The organism is Aliivibrio sp. A6, assembly GCF_028765505.1.
GTDB classification, from domain to species: Bacteria; Pseudomonadota; Gammaproteobacteria; order Enterobacterales; family Vibrionaceae; genus Aliivibrio; species Aliivibrio finisterrensis_A.
The window spans coordinates 13,735-30,712 of record NZ_JARACR010000036.1 but is presented as its reverse complement, the minus strand read 5'-3'; the positions used below and the strand labels follow the sequence as shown (position 1 = coordinate 30,712).

At 38.2% G+C, this 16,978-nt stretch carries 15 protein-coding genes, 1 tRNA gene and 1 riboswitch; of the genes, 8 read left to right on the top strand and 8 right to left on the bottom strand.

Features of this window, described 5'->3' with window-relative positions; genetic code table 11:
• Positions 1-112: 112 nt before the first annotated feature.
• Positions 113-196 (bottom strand) — tRNA-Tyr (locus PVK70_RS16515).
• 306 nt (positions 197-502) lie between these two features.
• Between PVK70_RS16515 and PVK70_RS16510 the strand changes: the two genes are divergently transcribed.
• A complete protein-coding gene (locus PVK70_RS16510; RefSeq protein ID WP_130047453.1) occupies positions 503-1,558 on the top strand; it encodes an efflux RND transporter periplasmic adaptor subunit in 1,056 nt (351 codons plus the stop codon).
• Between the two features lie 2 nt (positions 1,559-1,560).
• Positions 1,561-4,671, top strand: coding sequence for a vibriobactin export RND transporter permease subunit VexH (vexH, locus tag PVK70_RS16505; protein WP_130047454.1), 3,111 nt, complete (start codon positions 1,561-1,563; stop codon positions 4,669-4,671).
• A gap of 129 nt (positions 4,672-4,800) precedes the next feature.
• On the opposite strand, the gene queC is transcribed toward vexH, so the two are convergent.
• Together queC and PVK70_RS16495 are read right to left on the bottom strand one after the other, a co-directional pair.
• Positions 4,801-5,484 carry a 7-cyano-7-deazaguanine synthase QueC gene (gene queC, locus PVK70_RS16500; RefSeq protein WP_130045561.1) on the bottom strand — a complete coding sequence of 228 codons (684 nt, stop codon included), beginning with the start codon at positions 5,482-5,484 and terminating at the stop codon, positions 4,801-4,803.
• A gap of 125 nt (positions 5,485-5,609) precedes the next feature.
• Entirely contained in the window at positions 5,610-6,674 is a 1,065-nt protein-coding gene (locus PVK70_RS16495) for a PLP-dependent cysteine synthase family protein (RefSeq protein ID WP_130047455.1), read from the bottom strand.
• Between the two features lie 131 nt (positions 6,675-6,805).
• Between PVK70_RS16495 and PVK70_RS16490 the strand changes: the two genes are divergently transcribed.
• Positions 6,806-7,273: an Lrp/AsnC family transcriptional regulator gene (locus PVK70_RS16490; protein WP_130045563.1), complete on the top strand. Its 468-nt coding sequence runs from the start codon at positions 6,806-6,808 to the stop codon at positions 7,271-7,273.
• A gap of 75 nt (positions 7,274-7,348) precedes the next feature.
• On the opposite strand, the gene tesB is transcribed toward PVK70_RS16490, so the two are convergent.
• Positions 7,349-8,212, bottom strand: coding sequence for an acyl-CoA thioesterase II (gene tesB / locus PVK70_RS16485; protein WP_130045564.1), 864 nt, complete (start codon positions 8,210-8,212; stop codon positions 7,349-7,351).
• Between the two features lie 230 nt (positions 8,213-8,442).
• On the opposite strand from tesB, the gene PVK70_RS16480 reads away from it, so the two are divergent.
• A complete protein-coding gene (locus tag PVK70_RS16480) occupies positions 8,443-8,946 on the top strand; it encodes a YbaY family lipoprotein (protein WP_130047456.1) in 504 nt (167 codons plus the stop codon).
• 37 nt (positions 8,947-8,983) lie between these two features.
• Here the strand turns inward: PVK70_RS16480 and PVK70_RS16475 are convergent, their stop codons facing one another.
• Positions 8,984-9,286 (bottom strand): MGMT family protein, encoded by a 303-nt coding sequence (locus PVK70_RS16475; RefSeq protein WP_130047457.1) that lies wholly within the window; start codon positions 9,284-9,286, stop codon positions 8,984-8,986.
• Between the two features lie 138 nt (positions 9,287-9,424).
• Between PVK70_RS16475 and PVK70_RS16470 the strand changes: the two genes are divergently transcribed.
• Positions 9,425-10,162, top strand: coding sequence for a hypothetical protein (locus tag PVK70_RS16470; protein ID WP_130047458.1), 738 nt, complete (start codon positions 9,425-9,427; stop codon positions 10,160-10,162).
• 210 nt (positions 10,163-10,372) lie between these two features.
• Here the strand turns inward: PVK70_RS16470 and PVK70_RS16465 are convergent, their stop codons facing one another.
• The 3 genes from PVK70_RS16465 to torD form a co-directional block, all read right to left on the bottom strand.
• The gene (locus PVK70_RS16465; RefSeq protein WP_130047459.1) at positions 10,373-10,960 is read right to left on the bottom strand and encodes a TfoX/Sxy family DNA transformation protein; all 588 of its coding nucleotides are present in this window, start codon (positions 10,958-10,960) and stop codon (positions 10,373-10,375) included.
• A 126-nt stretch (positions 10,961-11,086) separates the two neighbouring features.
• Positions 11,087-11,168: riboswitch (cyclic di-GMP riboswitch) on the bottom strand.
• Positions 11,169-11,324: 156 nt separating this feature from the next.
• Positions 11,325-12,332, bottom strand: coding sequence for an HTH-type transcriptional repressor PurR (gene purR / locus PVK70_RS16460; RefSeq protein WP_130047460.1), 1,008 nt, complete (start codon positions 12,330-12,332; stop codon positions 11,325-11,327).
• A gap of 273 nt (positions 12,333-12,605) precedes the next feature.
• Positions 12,606-13,253, bottom strand: coding sequence for a molecular chaperone TorD (torD, locus tag PVK70_RS16455; RefSeq protein ID WP_130047461.1), 648 nt, complete (start codon positions 13,251-13,253; stop codon positions 12,606-12,608).
• Positions 13,254-13,488: 235 nt separating this feature from the next.
• On the opposite strand from torD, the gene torR reads away from it, so the two are divergent.
• From torR to rluF, 3 genes are all read left to right on the top strand, one after another.
• Complete coding sequence (gene torR / locus PVK70_RS16450) at positions 13,489-14,187, top strand: two-component system response regulator TorR (RefSeq protein WP_130045571.1); 699 nt, start codon at positions 13,489-13,491, stop codon at positions 14,185-14,187.
• A 190-nt stretch (positions 14,188-14,377) separates the two neighbouring features.
• Positions 14,378-15,823, top strand: coding sequence for a hypothetical protein (locus tag PVK70_RS16445; protein ID WP_130047462.1), 1,446 nt, complete (start codon positions 14,378-14,380; stop codon positions 15,821-15,823).
• A gap of 118 nt (positions 15,824-15,941) precedes the next feature.
• The gene (rluF, locus tag PVK70_RS16440; RefSeq protein ID WP_130047463.1) at positions 15,942-16,886 is read left to right on the top strand and encodes a 23S rRNA pseudouridine(2604) synthase RluF; all 945 of its coding nucleotides are present in this window, start codon (positions 15,942-15,944) and stop codon (positions 16,884-16,886) included.
• The last annotated feature ends 92 nt before the right edge of the window (positions 16,887-16,978 follow it).

Here is a 16,978-nt window from a genome sequence, read left to right as displayed (position 1 = left end):
CTCCCTTTGGCCACTCGGGAACCCCTCCAACGGGCTTTTTTATACTTAATTAACTCGTTTCCCAACAGAGTAATCAAGTTATCTTAATCGTTAATACAATTAAGAAGAATAATGGTGGGGGGGGACGGATTCGAACCATCGAAGCTTTCGCGGCAGATTTACAGTCTGCTCCCTTTGGCCACTCGGGAACCCCCCCAACGAGAGATTTTTATACTTAACAAGAGTTTTCCCAACGACCTTGCCAAGTTCGGAGCGAATAATAGCAAACTTCGTTTTTCTGTAAAGCACTTTTCTTTGTTTTTTGGTTTGAATGATTGGTTTTTCGTCAAAAAGGGGTAAAAAGCACCATTTTTGAACAAATAATATAAAAAAGGGTCATATGGAAGTGATTGTTTTTACAGTTTATTGCACCATCTTTACATTCATTGACGAACAAAACCACTTTCACTTGGTAAACTAGAGTCAGTAAGTAATTTTAATAATTCAAATAATAAGTATCAATATGAATCAAACTAAGTCTATTACTCTTGCAGTTTTATTAGCATGCACTTTATCAACACCTTCTTATGCTAATAAATCAAGAGGAAATCAATCGGTTGCTGTTGTCTCTGAAGAAGTGGCAACACATGAAATATCCCAATCATTATCATTAATCGGAAAATTAGAATCTGCGGAGTCTGTGATCATCTCTCCTGAGGTTTCTGGAAAAATTGACCGAATCGCAGTTAAGGCAAATCAAGAAGTTAAAAAAGGTCAGCTTTTAATTCAGTTAAATGATGATAAAGCCAGTGCTGCAATTAAAGAGGCGCGAGCGTATTTGAATGATGAGAAACGTAAACTGAAAGAATTTCAACGTTTAGCGAAAAAGAACGCGATTACTCAAACGGAAATCGATGGCCAAAAAGCCAGTGTTGATATTGCGCAAGCTCGTTTAGAGGCAGCAAATGCGAATTTAGCTGATCTTCACATTTCTGCTCCTTTCTCTGGTACGGTCGGGTTTATTGATTTTAGTCGCGGTAAAATGGTCAATGCTGGGACTGAATTACTGACGTTAGATAACTTGTCTTTAATGCAGTTAGATTTACAAGTGCCAGAACGTTACCTTTCAATGTTATCAACGGGTATGACAGTCGATGCGACAAGTCAAGCATGGGGAAATACTGTATTTTCAGGAAAAGTCGTGGGTATTGATTCTCGTATTAATGCAGAAACCTTGAATTTACGTGTGCGTATTGAGTTCCCAAATAAAGATCTAAAGATGAAGCCCGGTATGCTAATGGCGGCAGAGTTGGATTTTCCTTCTATTAGTGCCCCAATCATTCCAGTACAAGCTTTAGAATATTCTGGTACAAAACGTTATGTGTACGTTATTGGTGATGATAATAAAGTAACACGTACTCAAGTTACGCTTGGTGCTCGTGTTGAAAACCGCGTCGTGATTGAATCTGGTTTAGATATTGGTCAGGATATTGTTGTTCAAGGTTTAGTTAATATGCGTGAAGGGGTAACGGTTAAGTTGCTTGAACAAGAGACTCAGCCTGTAGCTAAAGGACAGTAATTATGTGGTTATCGGATACGTCGGTAAAAAGGCCAGTTGTTGCCATCGTTCTTAGCTTATTGTTGTGTGTATTTGGTGCGGTTTCTTTTAGCAAACTCGCTGTACGTGAAATGCCAGATATTGAAAGCCCAGTAGTATCTATCAGTACTCGTTATGAGGGAGCCTCTGCAACCATTATTGAAAGCCAGATAACAACAGTATTAGAAGATCAGCTTTCTGGTATTAGTGGCATTGATGAGATTGAATCTACAACACGTAACGGCATGTCTCGTATTACTATTACCTTTGATTTAGGTTACGACTTAAATACGGGGGTAAGTGATGTTCGTGATGCAGTAGCTCGTGCTCAACGAAGTTTGCCTGACGAAGCGGACGATCCGATTGTCTTTAAAAACAACGGCAGCGGAGAAGCGTCGCTTTATATCAATCTAAGCTCTAGTGTAATGGATAGAACAGAGTTAACTGACTATACCGAGCGAGTATTGGTTGACCGTTTTAGCTTGATCACTGGCGTGAGCTCAGTTGATATCTCTGGTGGGCTTTACAAAGTAATGTATGTGAAGCTACAACCGGATTTGATGGCAGGGCGTGGAGTCACGGCATCCGATATTACTGCCGCATTGCGCTCAGAGAATATTGAAAGCCCAGGTGGTGAGGTGCGAAATGACGCGATTGTTATGTCAGTTCGAACAGAGCGCTTATATAACCAAGCGGAAGATTTTAACTATCTTGTTGTAAAAACGGCGAGTGATGGCACTTCTATTTACCTAAAAGATGTCGCTGATGTGTTCATTGGTGCTGAAAACGAAAATTCGACGTTTAAAAGTGATGGTGTTGTTAACGTAAGTATGGGGATAGTTCCTCAATCTGACGCAAACCCGCTAGAAGTGGCCAATTTAGTTCATGAAGAAGTAGCAAAAATACAGCAGTTTTTACCTGAGGGTACTCGCTTAGCCATTGATTATGACTCGACGGTATTTATCGATCGTTCTATCTCTGAGGTGTATAGCACGCTCTTTATTACGGGTGGTCTCGTGATATTAGTGTTGTACATTTTTATTGGCCAGGCGCGAGCGACATTAATTCCTGCGGTGACGGTACCTGTTTCTTTAATATCATCGTTTATTGCCGCCTATTACTTTGGTTTTTCAATTAACTTAATTACCTTAATGGCACTGATCTTATCGATTGGTCTAGTGGTTGATGATGCCATTGTGGTCGTAGAGAACATTTTCCATCATCTAGAAAAAGGTGAGTCGCCATTATTAGCCGCCTATAAAGGCACAAGAGAAGTGGGCTTTGCCGTAATAGCAACAACCTTGGTTTTGGTCATGGTATTCTTGCCGATCTCATTTATGGATGGCATGGTCGGTCTCTTATTTACTGAGTTCTCTGTATTGCTTGCAATGTCAGTGTTGTTCTCATCATTGATAGCCTTGACACTGACCCCTGTACTAGGCAGCAAGATCTTAAAAGCTAATGTTAAACCAAATCGTTTTAACTTATTTGTTGATAGATTATTTTCAGGGCTTGAGCGTGGTTATCGTAAATCAGTATCTAAAGCCGTGGCATGGCGTTTACTAGCACCAGTGGTTATCTTGGCGTGTATCGGCGGCAGCTACGGTTTGATGAAGCAGGTTCCTGCACAATTAACACCTCAAGAAGACCGTGGCGTACTGTTTGCATTTGTTCGTGGTGCTGATGCGACCAGTTATAATCGAATGAGTGCGAACATGGATATTGTTGAAGAGAGACTGATGCCATTGTTGGGTAAAGGCTTTTTAAAATCATTCAGTATTCAATCGCCAGCGTTTGGTGGTCAAGCAGGTGACCAAACAGGCTTTGTTATCATGATCTTAGAGGATTGGGCAGACAGAGAGTTAACCGCTCAAGAAGGATTAGGTTTGATACGTAAAACCTTAGCAGATATCCCAGATGTTCGTGTATTTCCAATGATGCCAGGTTTCCGTGGTGGTTCAAGTGAGCCTGTGCAATTTGTACTTGGTGGCTCCGATTACAAAGAACTGCAAAAGTGGGGAGATATATTAAAAGCGGAAGCGAATAATAGTCCATTGATGGAAGGTGCAGACATTAACTATTCTGAAAAAACACCAGAGTTAGTTGTGTCGGTTGATCGCAACCGTGCTGCTGAGTTAGGCATTAAGATCTCTGATATTTCAGATACCCTTGAAATCATGCTTGGTGGTAAAAGTGAAACCACGTATGTAGATCGTGGTGAAGAATATGATGTGTATTTACGAGGCGATGAAAACAGCTTTAATAACGCAGCAGATCTGAGCCAAATTTACATGAGAACCGCTACGGGTGACTTAGTGACACTTGATACGGTAACGAAAATCAATGAGGTGGCATCTGCTATTCGTCTATCACATACCAATAAGCAGAAATCCATAACCTTAAGTGCCAATTTAAAAGATGGTGCGACATTAGGTGATGCTCTGGATTATCTGGATGCAAAAGCGATAGAAATGCTACCGAGTGATATTTCAGTGGCTTACACTGGTGAGTCAAAAGACTTTAAAGAAAACCAATCAAGTATTCTTGTTGTATTCGGGCTAGCATTACTTGTTGCGTATTTGGTACTTGCGGCGCAATTTGAAAGCTTTATTAACCCAATGGTGGTGATGTTTACCGTTCCTATGGGTGTATTTGGTGGTTTCTTAGGGCTAGTTATTATGGGCCAAGGTCTCAACATTTATAGCCAAATCGGTATGATCATGTTGATCGGCATGGTAACTAAAAACGGGATCTTGATTGTTGAGTTTGCGAACCAACTTCGTGATAAAGGTGTTGAGCTAGAGCAAGCGATTGTTGATGCATCCGCCCGTCGTTTACGTCCGATCTTAATGACGGCATTTACGACATTAGCCGGTGCGATCCCATTGATAATGTCTACAGGCGCGGGTTATGAAAGCCGAGTAGCAGTCGGTACAGTTATTTTCTTTGGTATGGCGTTTGCGACCTTGGTTACGTTATTTGTTATTCCTGCGATGTATCGCTTAATTTCAGGTAATACTAAGTCTCCAGGTCATATAGAAGCGTTATTAAATAAAGAATTAGATCATGATATTAAAGGGCGAATTTCGCATTAATATTGAAATGATAATTTGATAAAAAGAAAGGCCATTACTTAATGTTTAGTGATGGCCTTTTTATTTAAATTAAATACTTATGTAGATTGGTATTACCTAGATTAGATTTACTGGTTGTAACGTAAATCACTATAGCTTGGCGTTTAAATCTGCCATTACTGCGTCTTTATTTTCTAAATACTCATCTAGACCATTTTTACGTAAGTCACACGATGGGCAATCACCACATCCATCCCCAATCACACCGTTATAACAGGTTAGAGTTTGACTACGCACATAATCTAATTTGCCATATTTATCAGCAAGTGCCCAAGTTTCTGCTTTATTTAGCCACATAAGTGGAGTATCAATACGAAGTTTACGATCCATACCTAATACGAGAGATTGGTTAATTGATTTTACAAACTCATCTCGACAATCAGGGTAGCCAGAGAAGTCAGTTTCACAAACACCAGTGATGACAGACTCAGCCCCTAATTGATATGCATAAATGCCAGCAAGTGTTAAGAACAGGATATTACGACCCGGGACAAAAGAGTTAGGTAGGCCATTTTCTTGCAGCTCATGAGAAACAGGGATATTGTCGCGAGTTAATGAGCTAACGGCAAGCTCATTAAGTAAACCAACATCCATCACCTTGTGAGAGGCTGCACCCAGTTCAAGCGCGACTTTTTTTGCTACTTCAATTTCTTGATTATGGCGTTGGCCGTAATCAAAAGTAATGCAATGAACATTATCATATTGAGTAAGAGCTTGAATTAAACAGGTAGTGGAGTCTTGGCCACCACTAAAAACAACGATTGCTGTAGACATAATAGAATGAATCTCTGTAGGATTATTTAATTGTATTGTAATGAAAAAGCCATCGATGATCGATGGCTTTTATTGTTATTACCGATTGGTATTATCCTCGCGGGACGTTATTATTTTATTGGTTTTTATAATTGACCAGTTGTTTCAAAGCGAGCCAATTGTTCTAAACACGCTGTTAAATCACCGATATTATCAGCAACCCACTCGTCGTTATAATACGTATCAAGGTATCGCTCACCACTATCACACAGTAGGGTAACGATAGAGCCTTTTTCACCGCGTTGTTGCATTTCACAAGCAAGTTGCAGTGCGCCAAATAAGTTGGTTCCTGTAGAAGCCCCGGCTTTTCGTCCAAGAATTCCTTCTAACCAGCGAGCCGTTGCGACGCTTGCTACATCCGTAATTGTGCGCATTTCATCGATAACTCCGGGAATAAAGCTTGGCTCTACACGAGGTCGACCAATGCCTTCAATCTTACTGCCTGCATCTAGAGTGAGTTCTTTATTGCCCGTTTTATAGAAGTCATGGAATACAGAGTTTTCAGGGTCCACAACGCATAATTTAGTGTTGTATTTTTGGTAACGAATAAAACGGCCAATGGTTGCAGATGTGCCGCCTGTTCCCGGGTTCATAACTACCCAGGTTGGCTCAGGATGATCTTCTAATTGCATTTGACGAAAAATGCTATCTGCAATGTTGTTGTTTCCGCGCCAGTCTGTTGCACGTTCTGCGTAAGTAAATTGATCCATATAATGGCCATCTAACTCTTCAGCAAGACGACGAGACTCTGCATAAATCTCATCAGAACGTTCTACAAAGTGAGGTTCACCCCCATAGAATTTAATCATCTCAATCTTCTTACTTGCTGTTTTACGAGGGACTACAGCAATGAATGGCAATCCAAGTAGGCGAGCAAAGTAAGCTTCAGATACCGCGGTGCTGCCCGATGATGATTCAATAATAGGCGTGTTTGGACCAATCCAGCCATTAGAAATGGCATAAAGAAAAAGAGAGCGGGCTAAACGATGTTTAAGAGAGCCTGTTGGATGTGTACTCTCATCTTTCAGATATAAATCGATGCCATCAAGCATAGGCAAATCAAGTTTAATTAGGTGTGTATCAGCAGAGCGTTGGTAGTCTGCTTCAATTTTACGAATAGCGTTGTTAATCCAATCATGATCTGTACACATAATGCTTTCCTTAATATTCTCAATGCAAATAGTAGCGATGTGATTAATTTACCTCTGTATGTTGAGAAAAACTTTGCTATATTTACTGCATTATGACTATAAAAGAGAAAATTTTTCTATTGTGAGGTTTTATGGGAAAGCATGAGCTAGATAAGGTGGATACGACCTTACTTTCATTACTGCAAAAAGACAGCACTATCTCATTACATGATTTAGCCGAGGCCGTAAATTTAACCACGACACCTTGCTGGAAACGATTAAAAAGGCTAGAAGAAGAAGGGGTAATAGAAAAGAAAGTGGCTTTGCTTAATCCAGAAAAATTAGGGTTAAGTTTTAATGCCTTTGTTTTGATTAAAACCTCAAATCACTCACAAGAATGGTACAACAAATTTGTTGATACGGTTTCTGATTTTCCTGAAGTGATGGAATTTTATCGAATGGCAGGTGAGTATGATTACATGATGAAAGTGTTATCAGAAGACATGAAAGCCTTTGATGGTTTCTATAAAAAATTAGTGAATAGTGTTGATGGGATCTCGAATGTTACCAGTACATTTGCAATGGAACCTTTGAAGTATACAACAGAGCTACCATTATAGATTTCCCGTAATTAAATTACTTTGTTATCGCAGGTCAGGAGTAATACCAGACCTGCGCTATTTGGGATAAATGGCCTATTTTTTCTTCATTCTCATAACACCTTCTTGCATTGCAGACGCTACAAGCTCACCTTTCTGATTAAATATCTCCCCACGAACTAAGCCTCGAGAGCCGCTCGCATTGGTGCTTTCAATAGAGTAAAGCAACCACTCATCCATTTTAAATGGGCGGTGGAACCACATTGAGTGATCAATCGTAGCAACTTGGAAATTTGGCGTTAATAAGCTGACTTCATGTGGGTGTAATGCTGTTGGCAAAAATCCCCAATCAGAAGCGTAAGCTAATAAATATTGATGAATTAATTGGTTATCTGGCAAATCACCGTTTGCTTTGATCCATAAATGCTGTGTTGGTGCTGCTTTTTTAGGTGCTAATGGATTAACGATATTAACAGGGCGAACTTCAATCGGTTTTTCGCCACAAAATATTTTCTGAACCGCTGGTGGAAGTACGTGCTTAATGGCTTCTGCTAATTGTGTTTCTGAAGCAAAGTTTTCAGGGCCAGCAATGTCAGGCATTGATGATTGGTGCTCAAAACCAGGTTCATCACCATGATAAGAAGCGGTTAAATAGAAAATTGGACGGCCGTTTTGAATGGCTTTAACACGACGAGTACTAAAGCTTCGACCATCTCTTAGATTTTCAACATCATAAATGATCGCTTTTTCTGGGTCACCAGGGTGAAGAAAGTAGCTATGAAAAGAATGTACCGTTCTTGCGTTATCTACGGTGTAACGAGCAGCTGAAAGCGCTTGGCCAATGACTTGACCACCGTAAACTTGCGGCAAACCAAGGTTTTCACTTTGCCCTCTGAATAAACCTTGTTCCAATTGTTCTAGCTGTAGGAGGGTCAATAACTCATTTAATGCTTTATTCATTTCTTTGCCTTAGTACCAGTAACGTAATTATTCTATTGTGAGGTAGATTCAGTTTGAGTTCAATAAGTTAAACAATATGTTAACTTGGTCAAGATAACATCAGGACCGTGTGATTTTACGGTCGTTGAGTTAGTTTTCTGTCAAAGATAGAGCCGATGAGAAGACAGTTTAATATATTAGGTTTATATTTATGTCGTTTTTATCAAAATATATAACAAAGAGAGAATAAAATGAAAAAATCATTATTGGTGGCGTTATCGGTGGCTACAGGGATTACAATGGTTGGCTGTAATTCAACAGATAAATCTGAAAAAGAAACGGTAAAACAAGAAGTGGTGGTTCAAGAGGAAGTAACTCAAACTGATGCTGCAAATACTGACGTAATTGAAGTGGTTGAGACACAAGTAGTCACGGGTAGTGTTGGTTACCGTGAGCGCATTGCATTGCCTGCAAATGCGGTTATTACAGTAACACTGGCTGATGTGTCATTAGCTGATGCACCATCAAAAACGATTTCTGAGCAAACTTTTGAGGCAGCAGAAAAATCCTCTCCATTTGATTATTCTTTAGAGTTTGATACAGCAGATATTCAAGCAAACCATAGCTACTCTGTACGCGCAACAATCAAAGTGGATGGTAAATTACGTTTCACAACAGATACTAACTACGCCGTTATTACTGATGAAGCAAAAACTATGCAACAAGACCTAATGCTAAAAGGCGTTCGTCAATAATTTTGAAAAGTAGTATATAAAATTAAGTAGTTGTGTTTTAAGGCATAACTACTTGTTTAAAGTTTGAAACACTTCCATTATCCTTTATTAATATATTTTCTTCTTCAAGTAATTGCTTCTGTCTTTCAAATCTCCCACCTTGTAATGATATCTTCCCTTGAGCATTAACAACTCGATACCATGGTAATTGCGTCTCTTTTGGCAGTTGTGATAATACTTTTCCTACGTGTCTAGAATGATTAGGAAAGCCTGCCAATGTTGCAAGTTGTCCATAAGTAATCACTCGGCCCTTTGGCACATAATATAGATTTGTATAAATATTTTGAGCAAATTCGTCCATTGAAATGAATACCTTAATGCGTGCCAATTCAGATAAGTATTATCTTAGAAAAGTGAGGTGAGTCAGTGATAAAGCTAATTATTACCGCTAAACTGAAATAGTAACAAAGTAAACCGCTTGATACCAAGGAGGGAGAAGATGGTTTTGACTGTATTATCAATTATATTAAGTATTCTACTTGTTGTTGTTGGCGTATTGGCTTTTGGGATTAGCGGAGGTGAACTTCCTTTGTTGGCTCTGGCTATTCCAATGCTGTGGTTAATTCCTCTAGGGGGCGTGGCTACTTGGGTGTTAGTGAGTGGTATTTCGCTATTTGGTTGGACATTAAGTGAGCAGCCTTTATCGTTATCTATCTCTGTTTGGACTCTATTTCCATTGTTGATGGTGGTCTTTTCACGACGAAAAAGTATCCATTTAATCGCTTTTATTATTGCAGTAGTGGTGGCGATGGAAGCTGGAATAATGGCGTTGCAGTATGAAGGCAAATTAGAAGGGGCTGCGTCTTTAACATTGATTCAGATTATCAGTGTTATTTTAGTTTGGGTAGCGGCGAGAAGTTGGAAACCAGTGAATCGAAATGCGTGGTGGCCTCTGGTTTTGGTCGTTCCATTATGGATAGGTGGCTTGCAACATGCGGCATTGGTAGCTCTGTCTATTACTGGTCTTATTGTTTGTTTACAGAGTGTTGGTAGCTCAAAGTATCGTGATTGGCTTACTATGCTGTCATGGCTTTTACCGGTTATAGCATTTGCCACCTTAATTATTTCACCCAAGTTCGAGGTACCTACCTCTGTGATGGTCTCGTGGTTGATGATTTTAATGATTGGTTGGATAACTGATTTTATGATGCAGGTAGATGATGAACCAACAGATTAGGTTCACCATCTATTTAGAAGTAATACCATTCTGGATAAATAGTTGATCAGATAATTGCGTAGGAAAAATCGATTAGAGCAAGGCATAAATTACAGTAACTAGTGGTTCTAATTACAAAATTTATAACGCAGATATAATCGATTTTAACAAGCAAGAATGATCAAATACTTATGTAGATTGGTATAAAATTGGTAATAACAGCGAGTTAATCTATAGTTGCTTTCTTAATTCATCTCTGGTCGCTGATGGAATAACAGACCAGTGAGTGCCTTTTATAGCACCTTCAAGAGACCAAAGTAATTCATCGCTCACACTGCTAGAGTGCGTTTGTTGAATGGCTTTGTATGCGTTAACTGACCCTGTATCACGAAGTTCTTCAACAGTATTAATACCTGCCTTTTTAAGCATTCGTTCTGTTGCTAATCGTAAATTTGGTAGGTCTTTAATTCGAGATGGACCTTCTGATTTCTGTTTTTCTTTATCTTTTTTAGCGACATCTAGAGCGATAACCGCTTGTAATAAGATTGAATCAGGTTCTTCCCAACATTCTGCTGAAATTGCAAAATATTTGGTCACGACAGGAAAACCACGTTTTTTATAAACGTATGGTTCAAATCCTTGCTCTTTAAATAAGTTGATAGTGTCATCACTTGCTCTTAAATGCAGCTTATCTTGAACGACAAGTGCGAACATAGTGCTGTCGATAAATATACCGAAACCACCAAACATAGAACGTGAAGTGATCTTTCCTAGAGAGGAGAGGAGACGGAGTGATTCTTTTAGTACTGGTTTATCCATTGCAATAATTCTCGGTTAGTAAGTCTATGTCACTAAACAACTGAGCCCGAGGAAATAGTAGCAAGTTCAAAATATAGAATTGTTATTTTAAAGTAAAAATTAACAATGCATAAAAGAATACTTGCCATCGGCAACCCCGCTACCCTATATAAAACTTAGGCCGGAAGCTTTGCGTCCTGCACTTTCGCACAGTTTGCCCTGTTCGTGACTTTGGATGATGATATAGCAATCAATAAGTCAAGAGACCAAAAAAAATCAAAAAATGTGATCTTGCTCCATAAAATTAACGTCATTTTTGTTAAGTTGGTTCAACTTTTCCTTGAGAATGACGTTGATTGTTCTTGTTTTGTAAATTTAAACTTTATTATTTAGTCTTATCAAAAACACTATTTCGAGATACTACTTCAGGCTGCATTTCAAAAATACGACGCTCGTGATGTTTATCTTTTATACGCTCTAATAAAATTTCAACCGCGGTTTTTCCGACTCTTCGCTTAGGTTGATGAATTGTAGTGAGTGGTGGAGAGAAATAAGCAGATAACTCAATATTATCATATCCAATCACTGAGATATCTTCAGGTACACGTAAACCAGACTGTTTAATTCGACTAATCGCGGCTAATGCCATAATGTCATTGAAACAGAATATAGCCGTTGGCTGTTTGTCCATTGCGATTAGTTTATCTATCGCTTTAGCTGCAGAAGCACATTCAAAATCACCTTCTAAAATCCAATTTGGATTAAAGGCTAATCCTGCCTCTTCATGCGCACGTTTAAAACCATGGATTCGCTCATTACACGTTGCCTTATCTGCTTGACCAGTAATGCATGCGATTTCAGTATGACCTTTTTCAATCAAATGTTTAGTCGCTAAGTAACCACCTTTTTCTGAATTATCAATGATTTTATCTGTGTGTGGGCTGTCTGGGCCCCAGTCCATGATAACCATAGGTAGTTCAGTGTTTTTCTCAAGAAGAGCAAGAAGTTGCTCATTTAGATCAGAACACATAACAAGTAAGCCATCTACTCGTTTCTCTGCCAGCATACGGATGTAATGTTTTTGCTTTTCTAGATCACCTTCGGTATTACACATAAACAATGTGTAGCCTTGCTTGTAACAGTAATTTTCAACACCGTGCATTACTTCTGCAAAAAAAGGATTGAATGATTGCGTTACTAGCATACCGATAGTTCGTGTTGTGTTGCATTTTAAACTACGAGCTACGGCACTTGGTGCGTAATTTAATTCGTCGACAGCTTCCCACACGCGTTTTTGTGTTGCTTCAGCAACGAAGCGAGTTTTATTTATTACGTGAGATACGGTTGTTGTTGATACCGCTGCTAATTTTGCAACGTCTTTAATTGTAGCCATATTTAAGCCTTAACATAGTTAAATAAGGGGCTATTTATGTTCCAACAAAATAGGTGTTGCTCTTTTAAAGAACTGATGGAAGATAAATAGGCCCTGATAAATGAAAAAAACCGCTAAAAATGCGGCTTTTATTTAATGTTTTAATTTTATCGTTTGCGTACACATACTATAGGTAAAGTATAGTGCAAACAATTATTGATTTCATAAATTCTAGTTGTAATCTGATTTATATCACGTACTTGTTAATTTATATCATCAAAATGAGTGACTCAATTACTCACCAGTAAGGAATGCAGCATCTAACTGTAAGAACGTCACTAAGAAATGTGTAACCGCTGCGTAGAAGCCGAACTCATCTCGCTCTTGGCAGATTTGGCTAAAGCGTGGTGTCCATGATAAGAGTTGCTCATTAATGAAGTTTAACTGAGCGGCCATGTAAGCTTCAAATTCTTCTTCAGAAGCTTGTTGGTTTGTCATTACGATTAAATTACCAAGAAAATCAAGTTCAATGGCAATGTGATCGGCAGGCTCATTAAATTCAGCTTTTTGTGCGATGTTATATTTCTCTAATAGTGCACGCATTTCTTGTGCTGGTTTTGCATTCAAAAGACCTGATTTATCAAGGTATAGTGATGCATAAGGTAGGGCACTGCTTTTATCTGAACCTAAAAAAGCTTGGCAAAAGTCGGCAGAAAGTTCAAGTTGTGCGTCTTCACGTTTTTGTAATTGATTTAACTTTTCAATTAGAGCACTCACTGAGCTAGATAATTCTGCGGTTTCAGCTAAGTTTGATAAAAATGTACGAACTTCAAAGCTATTGTATTCTTCTAATTGTTCTGCGGTTAATTCGCTTGTTAATAAACTTGATAACCACCAGTAAATTTCAGCGCGTTGTTCGTTAAATGCAGTCAATTCGTTCATGTATTCGTCACTCCAAAAAATTTATATGGGAATTGTACTGGATAAGTGTGAAAAGGAATAGCACCTATCATTAACAGCGTGTATAAATATATATGTAAAGATTAAAGCCGAATTTTGGTTAAGATTTGTTTTGAATCAAACAAATCACAGATATATCAATTGAAAATTGGCATTATTACAAAATATGAATAGAATAAGATAAGAACCATCCAAATAACCATAAAAAGAGAAAATTATGAGCTATCACATTTTAGTTGTTGAAGACGAAGTGGTAACTCGCTCTAAACTTGTAGGCTATTTTGAAGCCGAGGGATATCAAGTGAGCGAGGCTGAAACAGGTGCAGAAATGCGAACTATTTTGGCTGAACAAAAAGTTGATTTAATTATGCTTGATATAAACCTACCAGGAGAGGATGGTTTATTGTTGGCACGCGAACTGCGTAGCCAATCTAATATTGGTATTATTCTTGTTACAGGACGAACTGATAGTATTGATCGAATTGTAGGCTTGGAAATGGGTGCTGATGATTACGTCACAAAACCTGTTGAGCTACGTGAACTTTTAGTCCGAGTTAAAAACTTATTTTGGCGTATGTCATTAGCTAATGAACCGGCAGAGTTAGATGAATCAAATGTAGTTCGTTTTGGCGAGTGGACATTTGATATTCAACGTCGAGCATTATCAAATAATGGTGAGCCAGTAAAATTAACAAAAGCAGAATATGAGTTGTTAGTTGCGCTGTCGTCATATCCTAATACCGTTCTATCACGTGAGCGTATTTTGAATATGATAAGTCATCGAGTAGATGCGCCAAATGACAGAACAATTGATGTATTGATCCGTAGAATGCGTGCAAAAATGGAAATGGACCCTAAAAATCCACAAATTTTTGTTACTGTTCATGGCGAAGGCTATATGTTTGCAGGAGATTAACCTCTCCTAAGTTATTTTTATTTTATCAAAAGCCACTCAGAATTTGAGTGGCTTTTTTATTGCCTATTTAGTTGTCAATGTAATTAGTGACTCATCTATAAGAAAAGCTGATTAAAAATGTTTTTTATAATAAAATAAGCCTAGAGTGCTTGCGCTTGTCTATTCAAACATAATTATTAATAGGTTTAGGATGAAACAATATTTCAAAGTGGCAGTGATTGCCTCAGCATTAGTTGGTGTGGTGGGTTGTCAAAGTACTGGTGGGGAAACCTCAGCAGTCTCGGTTGAACAGAATAGAAATACGCCATCAATAGCAACATTTGATGCACTTCAGAAGCAATATTCACTGGATAAAACGACGTTTGATTCTGTCTCTGAGTTCCAAATTTATTCAGAGTCTACTTATGCCTCTATGATGGATGAATGGCTAGAAGCGAAAGAGATTTTCTTAGAAATCGAAAAAGAGCCAGGTTTAATTAATGAAGAGTACTCAATGTTCTCTTCAGGTTCTTATGCGGCTAAATATATGTCATTAGTAACCAATGCGGATGCACAATTTAATAAACTAAAAAGCTACAAAGAAAATGCAGATATCGTGCTGTCTGATGCAATCGCTCAGATGACTTATATCAATTCAATTGATGTGCAACGCTATTACCCTCAGGAGTTTGCTAACCTAAATAAACAATACAAAGCTTTATTTGTTACGGTTATCGAAGATGATATTGCTGAAGCACAAACAGAACAGGCTTCTTTCCTGACTAAAGCTAAAGTGACGGAAATCAAAACGACACTGAAAATTCATGTTGAGCCATTAGAAAAAGAGTTTTCAATATTATCAAGTAAAGGTTTTAAAGCCATTGCACCCATTAGCTATGGGCAAACAAAAGCAGAATTAGACAAAACAAAAAAAGCGGTTCAAGCGAACAATCGTGATCAGGCACTGATTGCTGATGTAGTTGCTAAAACACGTTTTCAGATTGATCATTTAAAAAATATGGCAGCTGAAGTTAAGTTATTGAAAGCAGTTAAAAATGGCCAATTTGAGCAAACCGTTTTAGAGTTTGAGAATAAATTACTTTCTGTATCTCAAGCGATTAACGGTGATGATTACCGTGATCAACCATTGAGAATTCAAACCGAATCCATTCTGGCTGATGTGCAACAAATGCATGAAAAAAATAATACTGCTGATCTGGAAGCAAAAATTAAAGATCTAAATGTTCAAATTAAGACTTTAGAAGTTACCGTTGAGAAGCAAACTAATGACCGTGCTGATGTTCAAAAGCAAGTGCTTGTATTAACTCAACAATTAGAGCGAGATGATAATCTAATTAACAACTTAAATTCAGTTATTGCCTCTTATAAAGAAAAGGAAGTAGCGGAAAAAGCAGCAGAAGAATCATTATCTTCTTCTGAAGAGCCGACCACAGTAGAAGATACGGCAGCGATTGCTGAACCAACTAATACTAAAGAGGCTGAAGTTCAAGAGAGTAAAGAAGTGGTAGCTGAAACTGTTGAAGCAGAAGTATCATCAACTGATGCTGTAAATGTTGACGCTGAGTCAATACCAGTTGAGAGTACAACAGTGTCTGCACCAGCAGAAGAAATTAAGGTAGAAACAGAGATCAAATAATATTAACACTTTTGATTTTGTTGATATAAGCACCCAAGGTAATCGCTGAGGGTGCTTTTTTATTGGATATTTATCCGTTTCTGATAAACTGCGCTTGTTCACTTTTTTGAGGTACATCATGACATCACCAGAACCTAAATTAACACGCTTAAATAAATTCATCAGTGATACAGGTTACTGCTCGCGCAGAGAAGCCGATAAGCTTATTGATCAAGAACGTATTACTATTAATGGCAAGGTTCCTGAAATGGGAACAAAAGTTGCTGAAGGTGATGAAGTTTTAGTTGATGGTAAACCACTAAAAGCGAAACAAGAGCGTATCTATATTGCGTTTAATAAACCCGTAGGTATTACTTGTACAACTGAACGTCATGTTGAAGGGAATATTGTTGATTTCATTAACCATGAACAACGTATCTTCCCAATTGGACGTTTGGATAAGCCGTCAGATGGTTTGATCTTTTTAACCAGTGATGGCGATATTGTAAATAAGATCTTGCGTGCGGGTAATGCTCACGAAAAAGAATATGTTGTGCGTGTTGATAAACCGATTACTGAGGAATTCTTACAGAAAATGGCAGCAGGCGTACCTATTTTAGATACGGTTACTTTACCTTGTAAGATTAAACAAGAATCGCGATTTGTATTTCGAATTACGTTAACTCAAGGGTTAAATCGCCAAATTCGTCGTATGTGTGAATACTTAGATTATGAAGTATTTAAACTAAAACGTGTGCGTATTATGAATATTGACCTTGGCAAATTGGCTTCTGGTGAGTGGCGTTATTTAACGGCTTCTGAAATGAACGAGATTAATAGTATGATAGGTGAATCAAGTAAAACGGAAGAAGCCTCTCGTAAAATTAAAGAAGTTGATGGGAAGATTAGAGTCTTGAAAAAAGCAAGTTCAGGTCGTAATCACCACTCAAATAATACGTTTAATGAAAAACGTCGTGAAAAAGCCAAAGAAGAGCGTTTTGGTAAACCTAGCTCAAACCGTAATACTGATCGTAAACCGAAAGGGAAGGGGCAATCAGAAATTAAAGTATGGCGCGCTAAATAGGTTGTTTTTTCAACATGTTAGCTGAATTATCAACGTTTTGGCGATAAAGTCTACAAACAGAGAGTTAAATTCAAATTTTTGTTTGACTCTTT